Source organism: Flavonifractor sp. An306 (assembly GCF_002159455.1).
Lineage (GTDB): Bacteria > Bacillota > Clostridia > Oscillospirales > Oscillospiraceae > Flavonifractor.
In genome coordinates, this window is the sequence record NZ_NFIQ01000040.1 from 17,098 (window position 1) to 34,522 (window position 17,425).

Consider the following 17,425-nt stretch of genomic DNA (forward strand, 5'->3'; position numbering starts at 1 on the left):
GCAGGGAAAAACGCTGAAAACCCAGGAATTGCAAGGGATTGCGGCGTTCTGAAATGCTCACAGAGGAGCTTAAAATCCACGGGAGGACACTACGTTCCAACGACTCGAAATCGTCACTCATGAAGGCACGGTAAAAAACCGCAAATCCTTGTGCCGCAAGGGATTGCAGGATTCGGAAAAAACGCAAAAAATGTAAAACGCTAACAGAATGCTAACAGTTTTCCCGAAAAGTGAATAAGCAGGTTGTAAATCGGGCGACCGATTTTCAATAAATGGAGGTGTACCCAAGTGGTTGAAGGGTCCGGATTCGAAATCCGGTAGGTCGGCTTCGCTGGCGCAAGAGTTCGAATCTCTTCACCTCCGCCAAGGCTCCGGAAGCACCTGTTTCCGGAGCCTTTTACTACATCAAATTAATTTGAAAGTCGGGGCGATGAGATGGCAAATTATATATCTCAGAATTCTGATCTCATGGCTGAATGGGACTTCGAGGAGAACACAAAACTTGGATTGGATCCAGATAAACTGACTTGCGGTAGCAATAAAACAGCGCATTGGAAATGTGGAAAAGGCCACTCTTGGGAAGAAGTAATTTATAAGAGAGTAAACGGAAAGAAATGTCCCTTTTGTTCAAACAAGCGAGTTTGGATTGGTTACAATGACTTACCAACGCTCTTTCCGGATCTGGCTAAAGAATGGGATTTTGAAGGAAATAGAAATATTGATATATTGGACATTGTCCCAGGAAGTACTAAAACTGTATGCTGGAAATGTTCTGTGTGCGGACACAGATGGAAAGCCAGTATCCGCCAACGGACGCAACGAAAAACGGGGTGTCCCAAATGTGCAAAACTACGCAGAGCAGTTGTAAGGACAGAAACCATTTTAAAAAGTTCTGGTTCAGTTGCTGACTTTGACATAGCATCTCAGTGGGACTATGAGAAAAATGGAAAACTTTTACCGGAACAGTGTTCTCCCTCCAGCAATCAATCGGTATACTGGAAGTGTCCTGTTTGTGGCTACTCATGGAAGGCAAAAATCAGCAATCGAATTATACTGGGGCGAGGATGTCCTTGCTGCACAAATAAAGTGGTGGTACCTGGAAAAAATGATCTGGCAACCGTCTATCCAGAATTGGCAAAGGAATGGCATCCCACGGCAAATGGAACTCTGACGCCGCAGCAGGTAACAATTGGAAGCGGAAAAAAGGTATGGTGGCTGTGTCCACGCGGACATTCATATAAAGCCAGTGTGATGCATCGCGGGCACGGCACCAATTGTCCAGACTGCAATTCTGGCCGTCAGACATCTTTTGCGGAACAAGCGGTATTTTACTATATCAAGCAAATATATCCGGATGCAATCAGCCGGTGCAGCGACATTCTGCCGGGGCGGATGGAACTGGATATTTACATCCCTTCTCTTCAATTGGCTATTGAGTATGATGGATCTTACTGGCACAAAAACAAGCAGAAGAGTGAACAAGAAAAATACCGTTTATGCTCTGAGTAAGGAATCAAATTGATTCGTATTAAAGAGGAAATGCAGGATGGAACACCACTAACTGCAGATATGGTATATCATACGGAGAAACTGGACAATCGAAAAAATTTAGAGCAATTGATTCGCTATCTGATGGATCAGATTGATCCATCAGCAAACTTCTGGAGCAGAAAAATCCCCTCTCATGTCCATAGTACTGTGGCTATAGATCTTCAGAAGGATCAGTTTAAAATCATGAAATATGCTACCCCTTTAACAGAAAAGTCTCTGGCCGTACTGCGTCCCGATCTGGCAAAGGAATGGCATCCTATAAAAAATGAGGATTTAACACCTGATATGGTCACATTAGGCTCAGATCTAAAGGTTTGGCGGAAGTGCCACTCCTGTGGATATGAGTGGCAGACTTCAGTCGGTCATCGTGTGAATGGAACAGGATGTAATCGATGTTATCCTCATCCGCTGTCACCACACCTGCGCCGTGGCACTTGGGACATTTCACCTGGATGCCGGTGGTGTGGGCGCTGTAGGCACTATGGGTAAAATAGGGTTCATCGACCATTCGGCGCATAAACTCACATCCTTGTGCAGACTTACAAGGCGGACAGGCCGCTGCCGTGGATGGCGGCGTTGCCGTCCAACAGCAGATAGCGCGCTTGGGCATAGCGAAAAAACAGGAAAACAGGCGTCGGTGAGCGCACCTTCCTCCACGCCGAAGTTGGCCATGCTTTTATGCCCGGCAAAAGGGGAGAGCAGGTCATCGGTTACCGGATAGCCTTTTACGTGAAAACTTACCAGGGTGTAACCGGCCAGCCGCTCCATAAAGGCCATGGTCAGTTCTGGGATCTCAAACGTCTTCTCTCCATCCAGGGTTGGAATACTGCTTGCCCAATCCGATGTCCGCACCCGTTTTGGCCATTCCACATTCTGTATTTCTCCGTTTCAGATTAGCCCGATATGATACCTTTGCTCATAAGCGCTTTTATCTCGGGGCTGCTTTCTTGCACTTCTCCAATTATAAGCCGCAGATATAACAGTAAGCATTCTATATTTGATCTGACAGGCGAGACGGACAAATAGTTGTCTGTCAGCCTCTCGTGCCAGAACGTGACCTTCCATTCACACTTCATCGGTTTCGCGCTTTTTGCCAGAATGTCGATTTTGCACAGATCCCCGAACATATCTCCAATCGCCATAGTTTTCACCAGCCTGATTTCGATTCAATCTTCTTCTAAATATTTGATGTAATCACTTTTAGAGCCGTCCCAGTAGCAGTTCACACACCGGCCATTCTGGAAATAATGGGGACAATTTGGGTAACCATAGAGAATATGGGCACATTCTGGGCACAGTCCCATCATCGGTGAGGAGTCTCTGAAAAACAGGCTGCCGCACTCCTCACAAAGCACCAGTTCTTTTTCTGCCATAGGTCTCACCAGTCTCTTTCCCGAATGGCATCCTCGGTGTCAATAGGAATGTTGAACCACTCCAGAATGTAGGACACGGTAACGCCGATACAGTCCCGGGCCACCGTTTCGATCTCGCTGTCGTTCTTATCAAATTCCTCCTGAAGGTCATTGATGGCGCAGACCACCTCATCCAGCGTTTCCTGCACCACTTCGGTGTCGGTCTCGCCGTTTTCCAGCAGATCGATGACCTTCTGAAGCGCGTCCTTTACCTTATCTACCAAGAAATCGGGGTAGTATTCGTCCTGATACATCTCGTTCAGCAGCTTATAATCCGGGTCAAATGCTTTCATAGGTCTTGCTCCTTTCTTTGTGCTCGCCTGTAGGGATACTGAGGGCGTCGGAAACCCAACGCCAGCCCTTTGCAAAAGCTCTTCAGGCGGTCTGTATAGGGCCACTCTGATAAATCTTTTGTTTAAAACATAATGTTACCCATCTGTTTCTCGTTACCCTTCAATGTCAGCATTTTTGACACCCTTTTTCAAGGAGTCATAGATGCCCACCATATGGTCGGAGAACATCTCGTCGCAGTCAAAATAGGCGATGAAGCTGCCGCCGGAGGTGACAGTCAGGTCGATCATACTGATCCGCCGGGCAAACTCCTCTCATAGAACTCTTTAAACGTCATGTCGCCGTCCTCCTTATCCCACCGCCTGGTGTGGTATTCCTTCTGAAAAACCGCGATTTCCAGCGGCACAAGTTTGATGTACTTGCTGCTTTCGGTGGGGCTGTTGAGATCCAGCCTGCTTTGGAGCAGGGCCCACAGTTTGGGCGTGTCATGGCCACAGATCGTGGCAGCTGCCTCCGGAATGGTTTCCCAATGGTCAAGATATGTGGTTTTACACATAAGGTACCTGCTTTTGTTGTCGTTTCCTGACTTCTTTCGGCCAGTCCTGGAACCATGCGTCCTTTGGAAGTTCATTCCAACAGAACCACAGTTCCTCACAGGAGAAGTTGATCTCACAATATCCAACACCGTCGATTGCAGTTATGGAAAGACGCCGCTTTTCTGGCTCCCAGGCGAAGTCCAGCACCTCCGGCGACCACTCTGCAAACTGTTCCCGCTGGATGGGGATCTCCTGCAAGGGGATTGGCTCAGAATGAGCCGACGCCTGCCAAGTGCAGTTCCGGTTCCAGGCGCCCTCCAGGTAAGAGCCAGATTTCAAAAATACAGCGGCCTTTCCGGTAAGCCGGTGCCGCCCGGTGGGATTCAGTGAATTGTTCTTTGTGACATTGAACCCATCCTCAAAAATCAGCCATAGGCCATCTTTCTCCCATTCTACGTGGTCCATGACGCAGTCGTGGAGGGAGATGGTGCCATCTTCTTGGGAGCAAAAGCGCCAGTCCTTCAGATCCATCTTGTTGTTCCTTCCTCTATATCGCAATGGCGGTTTCCTTAACGGTCAGATTACCAAAATCCACAGGAACCCGTGCTTATTCAGAGTTCCTTCCCGCCTTATCCCTGCATATCAGCATCAATGGGGCCTTTTTTCAGCGTTCCATACACGGTGATCACATGGCCCCAGAACATATCATCATCCTCATACCAGGCGGTAAAACGGCCGGAGGGAGAAGCGGAAAACTCGGTGAGCTGGATACGCCGGGCGAACTCCTCCTCAGTAATGGGGTCTTTTTTCGGGTCCCGGTCAATCTGGTCATTGTCTGCCAGCCACTCGTTGGACAGGGTGGTAAGTTTCTGGGCGGCCATTGCCCGCAGGGATTTGTCCCAAGACTCTTGGTCTGCCACCAGTTGTTTCATCACATTTCTGACACGGGTCCAGGATGCTTTGTTTTCCATATCCACATCCAGCAGAATCTGGACTTGCTTTTCCATCCACCGGCAGGTTCCGAGGAAAAAGCTCATCTCACGATCCAGCGTGAGGGTTCCCAGCACTTCGTCCTCCAGGACAACGGGTTTGGTGTACTCCGCCCAGATCTTCTCCAATGCCGGGCAGGGCACGATTTCTTCCAGTACCTCCGTGACATACCACCTTGGTTCGCTGAGCGCATCGCCTTTCCAGCTCCGGGCTTTGACCCGGTAGACCTTGCCCTTGGCAAAACGCTTGGAATACTCGCCGGCTTCTTGGTCTTTGTCTGTAAGGGGCCAGCTCAGGTAGCAGGGGCCGGAGATCACCTGGCCTGTTGTGGCATCCGCCATGGCGAGGGCATGGGTATGCGCCGTCCAAAAGGTATCCAGAAAGGTTTTATCCGCACTGGTGCCGCTCTGGATCAACACCAGCTTTTCTTCATCTTCCGGGGCATATAAGGCAATAAAGTCCTTGATTTTTCTCTTTTTCATGGTATCCTCCCATCAATGAAAACCTGCTCACACCGCTCCCGCAAATGCTTGGGGAGAAAAGGCGTTCCATCGCATATTATCTTCTCAGGTGTTCACATCCTCGCAGCCGGCGCAGGCGTACTTCAAAGCATCATTTCTGACTCCTTTCTGCAAATAGAAAAACGCCCTGCGTCAGCCTGCCCTTTGGACAGGCTGACGCAGGGCGTGAAAAGGCCGCAAGGGAAGAGCCACATCTACAACCAGATGTGGTTTCCTCCACAGACAAGATGATTTTCTCGTATATCAAAGATGCAGTGCGTGACCGCGCCGGATTTGCCCTCATCATATAACCTCTTCAATGATAATCATACTCAAATAGCAGCTGCTGGCAGGGCACAATTTGGACAAATGATGTTATGGCGCTCCGGTGCAGGTAATGGCAACCTTCATGACGCCGTCCCTGTGAGATTCAAACAGACGGTATGCCTCTTCGATCTTTTCCAGGGGATAGGTATGGGTGAGCAGGGGAGTGGTATCCAGCCTGCCGGCGGCGATGTGAGCCAGGATCTCGCCGCAGCGGCACCCATCCACGCCTCCGGTTTTGAAGGTCAGATTTTTGCCGTACATCTCCGGCAGCGGAAGGATCTGCGGAGCGTCGTAAAGGGCCACTACTGTCACAATGGCATTGGGCCGGGCACATTCCCAGGCCATGCGGAAGGTATCGGGGCTGCCCGCTACCTCCAGCACCACATCCGCGCCGCCGTTGGCGCTGTGCGCAGCCACACAGGCGTGGAGCTGCTCCGGCGGTACGGCCAGCACCTGGGGGTGATGCCGCTGCACAAAGGCCAAGCGCTGTGGGTCAGACTCGCACACAATCACCTGCCGGGGATGATGCAGCAGGACGCATTGGAGGGTACAAAGACCTGTGGGACCCGCGCCCAGGATCAGCACAGTGTCCTCCGGTCCGATTTCGGAGATCTCCGCCGCCCAATAGCCGGTGGCCAGAATATCCCCCACAAACAGGGCCTGCCGATCAGATACACCGTCAGGGATAGGGGTCAGCCCCTGCTCGGCGAACGGAACCCGGACATATTCGGCCTGTCCGCCGTCGATCCGGCAGCCCAGCGCCCAGCCGCCGTCGGGATGGGTGCAGTTGTTGACCCAGCCGTGCCGGCAGAAAAAGCAGTCCCCGCAAAAGGTCTCCACATTGACGGCGACCCGGTCGCCGGGGCGCAGCGTCTGAACGTCCCGCCCCACGGCTTCCACCACGCCCACCATCTCATGGCCCACCGTGATCCCGGGAACTGCCCGGGGTACGGAGCCGTGCTTGATGTGCAGGTCGCTGGTGCAGATGCTGGCGAGGGTGACCCGCACCAGGGCATCGGTGGGCTCCCGCAGCGTGGGCTTGGGTTTCTCCAGCAGGGCAAATTGCCCTGGCGCCGTATACGTATAAGCCAGCATAACCTATGCTCCCTTCAACGTTTGTGCTCAGAAAAGGTCCAGGCCTCCTCCAGCCAGCCCAGCAGTTCCTCGTCCACGTCCTCCGGCCGGGCAACCACCACATGGTGGGTCCAGCGGTTGGGGTATGGCTCTGTGGCCACCGCAATGCGGGGGGAGGACAGGGGATACTCCAACCCAAAGGTGACCAGGAGACAGTGTTCCGGCCAATCCTTTTTCCGGCGGACAGGCAGGGCGGCGGCGGCGAACAGATGGCGGCCGTAAAAACTGATCTGGCTTTTTTGAACCTTGACCCGCCCATTGGGAAAGGCGGTGTCCATGGCGTGGAGCAGCGCTTCATAGAGAGCCAGCTCCAGGGGGCGGCCGGTAAAATAGAGCCCCAGGTCGGCCGCATAATAAGGCGAAGTTTCCATATCAGTCCCCTCCTGTCTGTATCTGGAGGAATACAAACTCCGTCTGGGTGGAGTGGACGGGGGAGAAGCGGTAGCCCAGCTGGTCAAACTGGGTCAGCTGTTCCGGCTGCGTCACCTGATTTTCCGCCAGCCACCGGACCATTTGTCCCCGGGCCATTTTGCACAGGGTACCCTTTTCCACCACCCGCCCCTTTTCCTCCGAGCCAAAGACACAGGTGACCATAGGCAGGGTAGGGGGCAGGTGGGGAGCCACCGCGCGGCTGTACTCCTTGGAAGCCAGATTCAGCACCCACCGGCACTCCCTGGTCAGGACGTCCGCCAGCTTGCTGCCCCAGAAGTCATAGAGATTCGGATGGCCGTCCACCGGCAGTTTGGCCTGCATTTCCAGCCGGTAGGGCCGCACCCCGTCAAAGGGCCGCAGCAGACCATAGAAGCCGGAGAGGATCCTCAGGTGTTCTCTGATGTAATCCAGCTGGCCGGCGGTAAAAACCCCTGGAGCCATGTAGCGGTACTGGATGCCCTCATAAGACAGAATGGCGGGGGTCAGACGGCTGCGAAGGTCCATGTCAGCCAGCCGCTCGATGTTGAGGGCGGCAATGACGTCGTTGCACTTCCACAGGGACTTCAGCTCCTTGGGCGGCATGGACTGCAGCAGCTGCTTCAGTCGCTCCGCCTCCGCCAGGAAGTGGGGAAGGCTCTCCGGGGCAAAGCCGTCCAGATCCTCCCGCATCTTTTTGGCGGGGGAAATCAGAATGCGCATGGCCGGCTCAAGCCTCCTGGGACTGGGTGAAGAGGGAGCACCAGGGGCGCAGGGTGCAGTTGGGGCAGTCAGGCTTGCGGGCCATACACACCGCCCGGCCATGGAGCACCATTCGGTGGCAGAAGTCGTTGGACTCCTCCGGAGGGAGCACCTGGCGGAGCTGCTGCTCCACCTTTACCGGGTCCTTGGTGCCGTCGGTCAGGCCCAGGCGGCCGGTGATCCGGATGCAGTGGGTGTCCGCCACCACCACGCCGGGCTTGTGGTACACGTCGCCCAGAATCAGATTGGCGGTTTTCCGACCCACGCCGGGCAGCTTCAGCAGCTCCTCCATGGTATCGGGAACCTTGCCGTCGTATTGCTCCACCATCATCTTGGCCGCCGCCACGATATCTTTGGCCTTGGCGCGGAAAAAGCCGGTGGAGTGGATGTAGGTTTCCACCTCGCTGACGTCAGCCTCCGCCAGAGCTTCCAGGGTGGGATAACGGGCATAGAGGGCGGGGGTGACCATGTTGACCCGCTCGTCGGTGCATTGGGCCGCCAGACGAACCGCGAACAGCAATTCATAGGGCTTGGGATAGGGAAGGGAGCACAGTGCGTCGGGATAGAGCCGCTTGAGCTCCTCGATGATGGACTGGATCTCCATCTTGGATTTCATGCTATCACCTCGTTAGACAATATAACACACAATCAGGGAAAATACGAGGCTGTTTTTCCTCAGGTGACAATTGTTTTTTCTGTGCAGAACAGGTATAATAAACTAAATCGCAAAAGGATCCTCGGCACAGGAAGGGTCCGGGCGGAGAAAAGGGAAAGGTGGCGACAGAACTTGGTCAAGGATATCATGGCATTTCTGGCGGAGCATGACCCCGAGGTGGGGGCCGCAGTTCAGGCGGAGTATGACCGTCAGCGCCGGAATATTGAGCTGATTGCCTCGGAAAACTTTGTCAACCAGGCGGTGCTGGCGGCGGCGGCCACGGTGCTCACCAACAAATACGCTGAGGGTTACCCCGGAAAGCGGTATTACGGCGGGTGCCAGTATGTGGACGTGGTAGAGGACATCGCCCGCAAGCGGGCCTGCCAGCTGTTCGGCGCGGAGCACGCCAATGTACAGCCCCACTGCGGCGCCAATGCCAACTATGCGGTATATCAGGCGCTGTGCGAGCTGGGGGACACCGTGCTGGGTATGGACCTGGCCAACGGCGGACACCTGACCCACGGCTCTCCGGTGAATTTTTCCGGCAAGCACTATAATATCGTACCCTATGGCGTCAATGACCAGGGGTACATCGACTATGACCAGGTGCGGGACCTGGCCAAAAAGCATAAGCCCAAGATGATCTTGGCGGGCGCCTCCGCCTATCCCCGGACCATCGACTTCAAGACCTTTGCGGATATTGCCCATGAGGTGGGGGCCTATCTCTTTGTGGATATGGCCCACATTGCCGGTCTGGTGGCTGTGGGGCTCCATCCCAATCCGGTGCCCTATGCCGATGTGGTGACCACCACCACCCACAAGACCCTCCGCGGTCCCCGGGGCGGCATGATCCTGTGCAAGGAGGCGGTGGCCAAGAAAATCGACTCCGCCATCTTCCCCGGCAGCCAGGGCGGCCCTCTGGAGCACATCATCGCTGCCAAGGCGGTGGCCTTCGGGGATGCGCTGAAGCCGGAGTTCAAGGCGTATCAGCAGCAGATCCTCAACAACGCCGCGGCGCTGGCCAAAGCGCTGATGGCCGAGGGCTTTGATCTGGTCAGTGGCGGCACCGACAACCACATGATGCTGGTGGATCTGCGCCCCGCCAAGCTCACCGGCAAGGAGATGGAGAAGCGTCTGGACGAGGTGAATATCACCGTCAACAAGAACGCCATCCCCAACGACCCCGAGAAGCCCTTCGTCACCTCCGGAATCCGGGTGGGTACCCCCGCCGCCACCACCAGGGGCTTCAAGGAGGAGGATATGCAGGCCATTGCCCGGATCATGTGGCAGACCGCTACCGATTTCGAGGGCAAGCAGGACGACCTGCGTGCCCAGGTGGCCCAGCTCACCGCCAAATATCCCCTGTACGAGTAAGCGTTCAGCCGGCGCCTGGTTTTCCGGGCGTCGGCTTTTTTATCTGCACTATGCAGCCAGCTAATTGTATTTACCTTCCAGGTACGGTACATTTAAGGTATCTTAACTGATAGGGAGGACTGAGATCATGCGGAAGTACAAAAAGAGGCTGCTGTCTCTGGTGCTGGCCATAGTTCTGTGTCTGGGCCTGCTCCCGGGAACGGCATTGGCGGAAGATGTGGACCTGTCCGGCATGGGCGACAAGTTTGCTCAGGACACCGAAGAGGCGGTCACGTGGCCCATCTACCAGGACATGAAGAACTGGAACCTTCTGACCAACGATGAGGGCCGGAAGTACTTTCAGGACGGCGGATGGGACTATGTCCTCTATCCCGAGTTCTACGATGATGTGTTCCTGCACGGTACCCTGAAGGACCCTTATGACACCGGCGTGGATATTCCCAAAGGCGCCACAGAGGTGTACGCGGACTATTACTGGATGCTTACCCAGTATCTTGATGCGCGGATCAACCTGGTGGATAATTCTGATGACGTAGCAACCGTTTTTGACTACCTGACCATGCCCTTCCGGTACTATCTGGCCACCTCCGGCTATGCCAAGCGGGTATATACTGATGAATACGGCCAGGAGGAGGCTATGTATTCCAAGGGGGACGACCACTTTATCATCCTCTCCCACCAGAAGGCCCAGAAGGTGAGAAACGAGAGCGGCGTGGTCTATGTGGTCCACTTCAAGAGCGAGCTGCCGGAGGCCGCCACCACCCACACCTTCAGCGGGGAGAAACCCTCCTCCTGGGCCCAGAACCAGGTGGGATTGGCTATCCAGGCCGGCATTGTACCCCAGTCCCTCCAGTCCCGCTACACCGACACCGCCACCCGGGCCGATTTCTGCGCACTGGTGGTGACGCTGCTGGAGAAATATCTGGGGATGACCCTTCCCGCCGAGGAGACCTTCAGCGACACAGACGACATCAATGTGCGAAAGGCGGCTACCATAGGCATCGTCCAGGGGACGGGTAATGGCACGTTTAATCCCGACGCTCCTCTGACCCGGGAACAGGCCGCTACCATGTTGGAGCGGGCTTACCGGGCTTCCCTGCGCTACCTCCAGGGAGGCGGCACCAGCACCTTTGCCGACTCGGCAAGCGTTTCCTCCTGGGCTGCTGACGCTGTGGCCAAGATGGAGAATAGCGGCATTATGACCGGTGTGGGCAGCAACCAGTTCAAGCCACAGGATCCATACAGCCGGGAGCAGAGCATCATCACCATGCTGCGGCTGGACCGTCTGATGAATCCCACGGAAGGCAAGCCCAATTTCCCGGAGCCGGCGCCTACCGAAGTGGATGCCATGAGCCTGGCTGAGATCAGCCTGGACTATATCTACCGCCGTCTGAAGGTGCCCAGCAGTATGGACGTGATCTCCATTCGCCATGGCTATTATGACCGCTCCGGCCAGTCTGATGCCATCTTCAGCACCCGGGACGAGTATTATGCGGTGAGCATTATGCTCAGTGCCATGAACTCCCTGGGTGCCATGAACACCGATACCTACGTGTTCCTGTTTAACCTGACCACCGGTGAAACTCAATACGACCTGATCCACAAGGCAGAGGACAACATTGACTATGCCTGGGGCTCGGCCAAACTTAACTGGATGGATATACTGAATGAGGCCCTGCAGCTGGGCGGCGGCGGCAGCCTGGAGGGCTTTACCCGTGAAGAGGTGGACAGGATCGTTCAGCAAGTCGTGGAAAAGTAACCAACTGAGACTGGAATCTCTTTGACGGACACTCGAACGTGTGTTAGAATGGAGCGGAAGAAATTCCGCTCCATTCTGTTTGATAAGGGAGGTCTTTCCCATGACATACCGGCCGCTGGCAGATGAGATCCGCCCGCAGACTCTGGACGAGGTGGTGGGACAGCAGCACATTTTGGGAGAAAACGGCCTGCTCCGGCGAATCATCCAGGGGGGCAATATCCCCAATCTGGTGTTCTACGGCCCTTCCGGCACCGGCAAGACCACGGTGGCAAACCTCATTGCCAAGCGCACCCACCGGCCGCTCCACCGGCTCAACGCCACCACAGCCTCCATCTCCGATATCAAGGAAATCATCGGGGAGATCGGTACCATGCTGGCCCCCGACGGGGTGTTGCTCTATCTGGACGAGATCCAGTACTTTAATAAAAAGCAGCAGCAGTCCCTGTTGGAGTTTATGGAAAATGGGAAAATCACCCTGATTGCCTCCACCACGGAAAACCCCTATTTTTACGTGTACAACGCGGTGCTCAGCCGGTCTACAGTATTTGAGTTCAAGCCTCTGTCCGCCGCTGACGTGCTGCCTGCCATAGAGCGGGGGATCCGGCTCATGGGGGAGCGGTTGGAGGGGGAGGTGGTGTGTGAGGACGGCGTGCAGACGCACATTGCCGCCGCCTGCGGCGGAGATGTGCGCAAGGCTATGAACGCCGTTGAGCTGCTGCTCAACTCCGCCAAAAGGGAGCAAGGGAAACTGCTTGTCACCTTGGCTGATGCCCAGACGGTGGCCCAGCGTTCCGCCATGCGCTATGACCGGGAGGGGGACGACCATTTTGACATCGCCTCTGCACTGATGAAGTCCCTCCGGGGTTCCGATCCGGATGCCGCCCTCCACTATCTGGCCCGGCTGCTGGAGGCGGGGGACCTGATCACCGCCATCCGGCGGCTGCTGTGCTCCGCCAGCGAGGACGTGGGCATGGCCTATCCCCAGGCCGCCTTGATTGTCAAGGCCTGCGTGGATAACGCCCTCCAACTGGGCCTGCCGGAGGCGCGGCTCCCCCTGGCCCAGGCGGCGGTCCTGCTGGCCACCGCGCCCAAGTCCAACTCGGTGTATCGGGGCATCGCCGCCGCGCAGGCCGATGTGCGGGCCGGCAAGACGGGGGATTATCCCCGGCATCTGCAGAATGTCCACGCCGATTCGGCGGGCATGGAGCGTGAGCAGGGGTATCTCTATCCCCATGATTTCCCAAACCATTGGGTAAAGCAGCAATACTTGCCGGACATACTGGCAGGCACCCAGTATTATATCTATGGAGAGAACAAGACGGAGCAGGCGGCCAGGCGGTATTGGGAGGAGATCAAGGGCAGAGAATAGGGATAATGTCCAGGGCGGTTTTCCAAAACCGCCCTGGATTTTTGTCAATGTGCTCCAGAAAGGAATAGAGAAAGGCCCGTCCGCATATAGATAGTCCGAAACGCCTTACAGAAGGGAAGGACACCGCTATGGGGACGGCCAATCGAGTATGGGAGCAGGAGAGGAAACGGCAGCGCAGACCGGCGGCGCATCGGCGCACCGCAGGCGGACGCCATACGGACAGAGCGGTTCTGGGCCCTGCGGAAAAGCGGCGGCTGATGCAGCTGGTTGTATGCCTGGCATTGTTTTTTGCGGTGTTTTTTGGCAAGGGAATCTTTCCGGAGCGTATGTCTGAACTTCGGGTGCAGCTTCTTTCCGCCATCCGGCAGGACACCGATTTTCAGGCCGCATTTTCCGCACTGGGTCAGGCTGTGTCGGAAGGAGAGCCGGTGACGGAGGCTCTGGGAATCCTCTGGGGGGATGGCCTGGAGGAGAGCGGAGACAGCTTTTATGATCAGCAGGCGGCGATTCTGTGCGGGCTGCAGCCGTCTCAGGAGGAGCTGTGGACGGCTGCGCTCACAATGGTGGCCGGAACCCCCCAGCCCAAAGAGCCGGAACCCACATCCTCGCCGGAGGCGGAGCCCGAGCCAACGCCGGAGCCGGTTCCCGCCGTGGAGCATATGGCATATGACGGCCCCGCGCTGCCCGATAACGCGACGATGGATAAGTACAACCTGAGCGCCCTGGGGGTTGGCGAGACCGTGACGCCGGCGTTGGGCTGGGTATCCTCTGACTTCGGCTGGCGGGAGCATCCGGTGGACGGCGGCGAGAAATTCCACAACGGCGTGGATCTGGCGGTCAATACCGGCACCGATGTGCTGGCCTTTGCGGAGGGCACGGTGGACTATATTGGAGACAGCCCTGTGTATGGCCTGTATCTCCAGCTCAGCCACGCCGGCGGGCTGAAATCCTTCTATTGCCACTGTGACAAGCTGTGCGTACAGCAGGGGCAGAGCGTGGCGGCGGGGGAGAAGGTGGCCGAGTCAGGGGCCACCGGCAACGCAACCGGTCCCCACCTCCACTTTGAATTGAAGCTGAACGGCACCCTGCTCAACCCGCTCTACTATATCGAGACCCAGTGACCATGCTGCGATGGAAACGGGTGGAGGTGAGCAGCGGTGCGCTGCTGCTGTGGACGGCGCTCTACTATTTTGACGAGCAGGGGCTGCTGCCCCTCTGCCTGCTGGCCTGTATCTTCCATGAGCTGGGGCATTACCTGGCGATCCTGGCCCTGGGCGGACAGGTGACTCTGCTGCGGATCACCTGTGTGGGGGCGGAGATGCGCCTATCCAGCCGCCGAAAGCTGGGATGGCTGGAGCAGATATTGGCCGCGCTGGCCGGTCCGCTGGTCAATCTGGCGGTTGGACTTGCGGCGGTCCGCCTGCGGGGCCCGGCAGGGTGGTGTTTTGGCGGCATCAATTTCGCCCTGGCGGCCTTCAATCTGCTGCCCGCCGGCTGCCTGGACGGCGGAAGGGCGGTGGGGTTTCTGCTGCTGCCTATACTTGGTCGGGAGGGGGCGGACCGCATTTTGCGGATATTGGCGGGGGCCTTGGCCGCCGGACTGCTGCTTGGCGCTCTGCTCCTGCTGCGGGCGGGCAGCTGGAATCTGACCCTGTGGCTGCTGGCGCTCTGGCTGCTGACAGAAAGCGTCTGGGGAGGAAAAAAGGACTTGCAATCCAGGCGGCGCTATGGTAAAATACTACGGACTCAATAAAGGGCGGTCCTCTGCGGCTGCCGTTCCATTTGGGAGAACGGCGGAGTCAGCCGGCACGAACGCCTATAATTAGGAGGAAGTAAAATGGATCTCATGCAGGCTTTCAGCGCCAAGTATCAGAAGTCCGAGCCCCCCAAGGCTGAGGTGGGCGATACTGTCCGGGTGCACGTGCACATCAAGGAAGGCAACCGGGAGCGTATCCAGGTCTTTGAGGGCACCGTCATCGCCAAGAAGCACGGCGGCATCGAGGAGACCATCACCGTCCGCCGCGTGTCCTACGGCGTAGGCGTGGAGAAGGTGTTCCCCATCCATGCGCCCGCGGTGGAGAAGATCGAGGTGGTCCGCAAGGGTAAGGTCCGCCGGGCCAAGCTCTACTATCTGCGTGACCGCGTGGGCAAGAGCGCCAAGGTCAAGGAGCGCATCTGATTTTGCGACCTGCAAGGAGGGAGAGGCATGACTTGCCTCCTAATAAGAAAACATGAGATAGTCCAGTAAAATCAATGTTTTCAGAGGCAAGGAACACGATGTGAAGTCAAAAATTTTAATACTGGCAGGATAAAGGGTGCTGATGTGAAATATCAGCACCCTTTTCCTGTCCCAAACGCCATAGGAAATCCTATGGCGTTTTTTACTTTCCATCAAGTACACGGAAACTGTATTGAAAGGGGTGAGAAATCGAAGGTATTTCTTCATGTAGGAAATGCAAATCAAGTGTCCATAGGTTTTCCCACATGGAAAAGCAAATGGGCACAGAATTGAATTTTTTCCGAAAACGAACACTTTTCCAGACCGCCGGAGGGAGGTGAGATTATGGCGGTATTTCGCATTGAGAAAACCCGCGACTACACGGTGATGGCAAACCATCATCTGCGGAACACGGCACTGTCGCTGAAAGCGAAGGGGCTGCTGTCCCTCATGCTATCCTTGCCGGAGGATTGGGACTACACCACCAAAGGCCTTGCCCGGATATGCCGGGATGGAGTGGACAGCATTTGTGCTACGGTTCGGGAGCTGGAAGATGCGGGGTATATTATCCGTGAAAGAGTCCGTAATGCCAACGGGCGGCTCGGCAGCATCGAGTACACGATCCTGGAGCAGCCCAGGCCACCGGAACCTAAACCGGGAAAACCTGAACGGGAAAATCCAGTTCAGGTAAAACCAGTCTTGGATTCTCCTGTCTTGGGAAAACCTGAACAGGAAAACCCCGCACAATTAAATACTAAAGGATCAAGTAACCAAATATCAAATACTGATTCATCAAGTACGGAAGGATCAAATCCTATCCAATCAAGCCCCCAAACCCCCGCAGGGGGCAACAGGGCTGGACGGGACTGGATGCGGGAGCGAGAGAACTATCGGGAACTGATTTTGGAGAATATCGAGTATGACTATCTATGCCGGGATGACCGGCTGGATCGGGATATGCTGAATGAGTTGGTGGAGCTCATGGTGGATACCGTCTGTTCCCGCAGGGAGACGATACGCATTGCCGGGGACGACTATCCGGCGGAGGTGGTCAAATCCCGGTTCCTGAAGCTGAACAGTTCTCACATCGAGTATGTGTTGGACCGTATGCGGGAGAACACCACCTATGTCCGCAACATCAAGAAATATCTGCTGGCTGCCCTGTATAACGCCCCGGCCACCATTGACAGCTACTATGCGTCCCTGGTGAACCACGACCTGTACGGCAGCGGAGAAAGGAGGTAATCACTCATGCAGGAAGAAGTCACCCAGCGCACCGTTGCCCTCTGTGTGGAGGCCACCAAGCTCTCCGCCGGGATGCTGCAACAGGCCATGAAAAAAGTGCTGGACGAGATGCAGAAGGGCGTGACCGGCCACAAGACCAAGCTGCACCACGGCAAGCAGACCCTCCGGCAGCTTATGAAGCACAACACCGGCGTTTCAAACATCGAGATCACCGACCAGAACATCCGGGCCTTTTCGGTCACCGCCAAGAAGTACGGCATTGACTTCGCGCTGAAAAAGGACACCAGCGGCGAGATACCCCGCTACCTGGTGTTCTTCAAGGGCCGGGATGCCGACGTTATCACGGCGGCTTTCCGGGAGTTTTCCGCAAAAAATCTGGAGAAAGAGAAAAAGCCCTCCATCCGCAAGAAGCTGGACCAGGCGAAGCAGCAGGCCAAAGCCCAGCACCGCCAGCGGGAGAAGGTCAAGGCCAAAGACCGGGGTGTGGAATTATGACGGTTGACTTGAAGAAGGCTCTCATCCTCAACCTCCCGTATCTGCTGTTCGTGTATCTCTTTGATAAGCTCTGCCAGGCGGTGCGCCTCGCGCCCGGCCTTGACGCCTCTGAAAAGTTCCTGCATTTGAGCCAGGGCTTTACGGAGGCGTTTTCTTATGCGGCACCAAGCCTGCATCCGCTGGACTTGCTGGCAGGTATCGCCGGGGCGGTCATCGTCCGGCTGGCGGTGTATGCCAAAGGAAAAAACGCCCGCAAATACCGCAAGGGCATCGAGTACGGCAGCGCCCGATGGAGTGCATAATTTTAAGTGTAAAGGACACCTACATGGACGCACAGGAGGTTATGCACATGACTGATTATAGCAAAATTACCGCCCTTTACTCCCGCCTTTCCGTGGG

Annotated in this window: 19 protein-coding genes, 1 tRNA gene and 3 pseudogenes; 11 read left to right on the forward strand and 12 right to left on the reverse strand. The window is 55.9% G+C overall.

Annotated features, from left to right (window positions below):
- Positions 1-274: 274 nt before the first annotated feature.
- Together B5F88_RS11185 and B5F88_RS11190 are read left to right on the forward strand one after the other, a co-directional pair.
- A tRNA-Ser gene (locus B5F88_RS11185) sits at positions 275-366 on the forward strand.
- Positions 367-468: 102 nt separating this feature from the next.
- Complete coding sequence (locus tag B5F88_RS11190; RefSeq protein WP_162612169.1) at positions 469-1,509, forward strand: zinc-ribbon domain-containing protein; 1,041 nt, start codon at positions 469-471, stop codon at positions 1,507-1,509.
- 331 nt (positions 1,510-1,840) lie between these two features.
- Here the strand turns inward: B5F88_RS11190 and B5F88_RS21410 are convergent, their stop codons facing one another.
- From B5F88_RS21410 to nth, 12 genes and pseudogenes are all read right to left on the reverse strand, one after another.
- A complete protein-coding gene (locus B5F88_RS21410; protein WP_242959759.1) occupies positions 1,841-2,068 on the reverse strand; it encodes a hypothetical protein in 228 nt (75 codons plus the stop codon).
- A 25-nt stretch (positions 2,069-2,093) separates the two neighbouring features.
- Positions 2,094-2,421, reverse strand: a pseudogene (locus B5F88_RS11200) (hypothetical protein); the annotation flags it as partial.
- Between the two features lie 308 nt (positions 2,422-2,729).
- Positions 2,730-2,924: pseudogene (locus tag B5F88_RS21940) on the reverse strand (DUF4241 domain-containing protein); the annotation flags it as partial.
- Positions 2,925-2,929: 5 nt separating this feature from the next.
- Positions 2,930-3,256, reverse strand: coding sequence for a DUF5713 family protein (locus B5F88_RS11215; protein ID WP_087345868.1), 327 nt, complete (start codon positions 3,254-3,256; stop codon positions 2,930-2,932).
- A 153-nt stretch (positions 3,257-3,409) separates the two neighbouring features.
- Positions 3,410-3,544, reverse strand: a complete 135-nt coding sequence (locus B5F88_RS11220; RefSeq protein ID WP_087345871.1) for a DUF2262 domain-containing protein — start codon at positions 3,542-3,544, stop codon at positions 3,410-3,412.
- On the reverse strand, positions 3,541-3,810 hold the full coding sequence (locus B5F88_RS11225; RefSeq protein WP_087345874.1) for a hypothetical protein: 270 nt from the start codon (positions 3,808-3,810) through the stop codon (positions 3,541-3,543). The genes B5F88_RS11220 and B5F88_RS11225 overlap by 4 nt, the downstream gene beginning before the upstream one ends.
- Positions 3,803-4,321, reverse strand: coding sequence for a hypothetical protein (locus B5F88_RS11230; protein WP_087345877.1), 519 nt, complete (start codon positions 4,319-4,321; stop codon positions 3,803-3,805). The genes B5F88_RS11225 and B5F88_RS11230 overlap by 8 nt, the downstream gene beginning before the upstream one ends.
- Before the next feature lie 98 nt (positions 4,322-4,419).
- Positions 4,420-5,262: a DUF2262 domain-containing protein gene (locus B5F88_RS11235; RefSeq protein ID WP_087345880.1), complete on the reverse strand. Its 843-nt coding sequence runs from the start codon at positions 5,260-5,262 to the stop codon at positions 4,420-4,422.
- A 393-nt stretch (positions 5,263-5,655) separates the two neighbouring features.
- Positions 5,656-6,702: an alcohol dehydrogenase gene (locus B5F88_RS11245; protein ID WP_087345888.1), complete on the reverse strand. Its 1,047-nt coding sequence runs from the start codon at positions 6,700-6,702 to the stop codon at positions 5,656-5,658.
- 14 nt (positions 6,703-6,716) lie between these two features.
- Positions 6,717-7,112 (reverse strand): DUF5655 domain-containing protein, encoded by a 396-nt coding sequence (locus B5F88_RS11250; protein ID WP_087345891.1) that lies wholly within the window; start codon positions 7,110-7,112, stop codon positions 6,717-6,719.
- Between the two features lies 1 nt (position 7,113).
- Positions 7,114-7,872 (reverse strand): peroxide stress protein YaaA, encoded by a 759-nt coding sequence (gene yaaA / locus B5F88_RS11255; RefSeq protein WP_087345894.1) that lies wholly within the window; start codon positions 7,870-7,872, stop codon positions 7,114-7,116.
- Positions 7,873-7,879: 7 nt separating this feature from the next.
- Complete coding sequence (gene nth / locus B5F88_RS11260; protein ID WP_087345897.1) at positions 7,880-8,527, reverse strand: endonuclease III; 648 nt, start codon at positions 8,525-8,527, stop codon at positions 7,880-7,882.
- Positions 8,528-8,698: 171 nt separating this feature from the next.
- Here nth and glyA point away from each other — a divergent pair, with 171 nt between their 5' ends.
- From glyA to B5F88_RS11305, 9 genes and pseudogenes are all read left to right on the forward strand, one after another.
- Entirely contained in the window at positions 8,699-9,940 is a 1,242-nt protein-coding gene (gene glyA / locus B5F88_RS11265; RefSeq protein ID WP_087345900.1) for a serine hydroxymethyltransferase, read from the forward strand.
- A 127-nt stretch (positions 9,941-10,067) separates the two neighbouring features.
- A complete protein-coding gene (locus tag B5F88_RS11270) occupies positions 10,068-11,699 on the forward strand; it encodes an S-layer homology domain-containing protein (RefSeq protein ID WP_087345903.1) in 1,632 nt (543 codons plus the stop codon).
- Between the two features lie 100 nt (positions 11,700-11,799).
- Positions 11,800-13,068 (forward strand): replication-associated recombination protein A, encoded by a 1,269-nt coding sequence (locus B5F88_RS11275; protein WP_087345906.1) that lies wholly within the window; start codon positions 11,800-11,802, stop codon positions 13,066-13,068.
- Between the two features lie 326 nt (positions 13,069-13,394).
- Positions 13,395-14,189: a M23 family metallopeptidase gene (locus B5F88_RS11280; protein ID WP_242959760.1), complete on the forward strand. Its 795-nt coding sequence runs from the start codon at positions 13,395-13,397 to the stop codon at positions 14,187-14,189.
- 2 nt (positions 14,190-14,191) lie between these two features.
- Positions 14,192-14,821 carry a M50 family metallopeptidase gene (locus B5F88_RS11285; protein WP_087345913.1) on the forward strand — a complete coding sequence of 210 codons (630 nt, stop codon included), beginning with the start codon at positions 14,192-14,194 and terminating at the stop codon, positions 14,819-14,821.
- 84 nt (positions 14,822-14,905) lie between these two features.
- The gene (gene rplS / locus B5F88_RS11290; protein ID WP_087345916.1) at positions 14,906-15,247 is read left to right on the forward strand and encodes a 50S ribosomal protein L19; all 342 of its coding nucleotides are present in this window, start codon (positions 14,906-14,908) and stop codon (positions 15,245-15,247) included.
- 384 nt (positions 15,248-15,631) lie between these two features.
- Positions 15,632-16,531 (forward strand): DUF6017 domain-containing protein, encoded by a 900-nt coding sequence (locus B5F88_RS11295; RefSeq protein ID WP_087330265.1) that lies wholly within the window; start codon positions 15,632-15,634, stop codon positions 16,529-16,531.
- A gap of 6 nt (positions 16,532-16,537) precedes the next feature.
- Positions 16,538-17,026: a PcfB family protein gene (locus B5F88_RS11300; RefSeq protein ID WP_087345920.1), complete on the forward strand. Its 489-nt coding sequence runs from the start codon at positions 16,538-16,540 to the stop codon at positions 17,024-17,026.
- A pseudogene (locus B5F88_RS11305) lies at positions 17,023-17,319 on the forward strand (conjugal transfer protein TraG); the annotation flags it as partial. The gene B5F88_RS11300 and the pseudogene B5F88_RS11305, both read left to right, overlap by 4 nt.
- Between the last annotated feature and the right edge of the window lie 106 nt (positions 17,320-17,425).

Bases quoted from the DNA above. Each gene is read 5' to 3' on its own strand.
- rplS (WP_087345916.1), top strand. From the start codon at position 14,906: ATGGATCTCATGCAGGCTTTCAGCGCCAAGTATCAGAAGTCCGAGCCC.
- B5F88_RS11230 (WP_087345877.1), bottom strand. From the start codon at position 4,321: ATGGATCTGAAGGACTGGCGCTTTTGCTCCCAAGAAGATGGCACCATC.
- B5F88_RS11235 (WP_087345880.1), bottom strand. From the start codon at position 5,262: ATGAAAAAGAGAAAAATCAAGGACTTTATTGCCTTATATGCCCCGGAA.
- B5F88_RS11300 (WP_087345920.1), top strand. From the start codon at position 16,538: ATGCAGGAAGAAGTCACCCAGCGCACCGTTGCCCTCTGTGTGGAGGCC.
- B5F88_RS11270 (WP_087345903.1), top strand. From the start codon at position 10,068: ATGCGGAAGTACAAAAAGAGGCTGCTGTCTCTGGTGCTGGCCATAGTT.
- B5F88_RS11225 (WP_087345874.1), bottom strand. From the start codon at position 3,810: ATGTGTAAAACCACATATCTTGACCATTGGGAAACCATTCCGGAGGCA.
- nth (WP_087345897.1), bottom strand. From the start codon at position 8,527: ATGAAATCCAAGATGGAGATCCAGTCCATCATCGAGGAGCTCAAGCGG.
- yaaA (WP_087345894.1), bottom strand. From the start codon at position 7,872: ATGCGCATTCTGATTTCCCCCGCCAAAAAGATGCGGGAGGATCTGGAC.
- B5F88_RS11245 (WP_087345888.1), bottom strand. From the start codon at position 6,702: ATGCTGGCTTATACGTATACGGCGCCAGGGCAATTTGCCCTGCTGGAG.
- B5F88_RS11250 (WP_087345891.1), bottom strand. From the start codon at position 7,112: ATGGAAACTTCGCCTTATTATGCGGCCGACCTGGGGCTCTATTTTACC.
- B5F88_RS11215 (WP_087345868.1), bottom strand. From the start codon at position 3,256: ATGAAAGCATTTGACCCGGATTATAAGCTGCTGAACGAGATGTATCAG.
- B5F88_RS11295 (WP_087330265.1), top strand. From the start codon at position 15,632: ATGGCGGTATTTCGCATTGAGAAAACCCGCGACTACACGGTGATGGCA.
- B5F88_RS11280 (WP_242959760.1), top strand. From the start codon at position 13,395: ATGTCTGAACTTCGGGTGCAGCTTCTTTCCGCCATCCGGCAGGACACC.
- B5F88_RS11190 (WP_162612169.1), top strand. From the start codon at position 469: ATGGCTGAATGGGACTTCGAGGAGAACACAAAACTTGGATTGGATCCA.
- B5F88_RS11285 (WP_087345913.1), top strand. From the start codon at position 14,192: ATGCTGCGATGGAAACGGGTGGAGGTGAGCAGCGGTGCGCTGCTGCTG.
- B5F88_RS21410 (WP_242959759.1), bottom strand. From the start codon at position 2,068: ATGCGCCGAATGGTCGATGAACCCTATTTTACCCATAGTGCCTACAGC.
- B5F88_RS11275 (WP_087345906.1), top strand. From the start codon at position 11,800: ATGACATACCGGCCGCTGGCAGATGAGATCCGCCCGCAGACTCTGGAC.
- B5F88_RS11220 (WP_087345871.1), bottom strand. From the start codon at position 3,544: ATGATCGACCTGACTGTCACCTCCGGCGGCAGCTTCATCGCCTATTTT.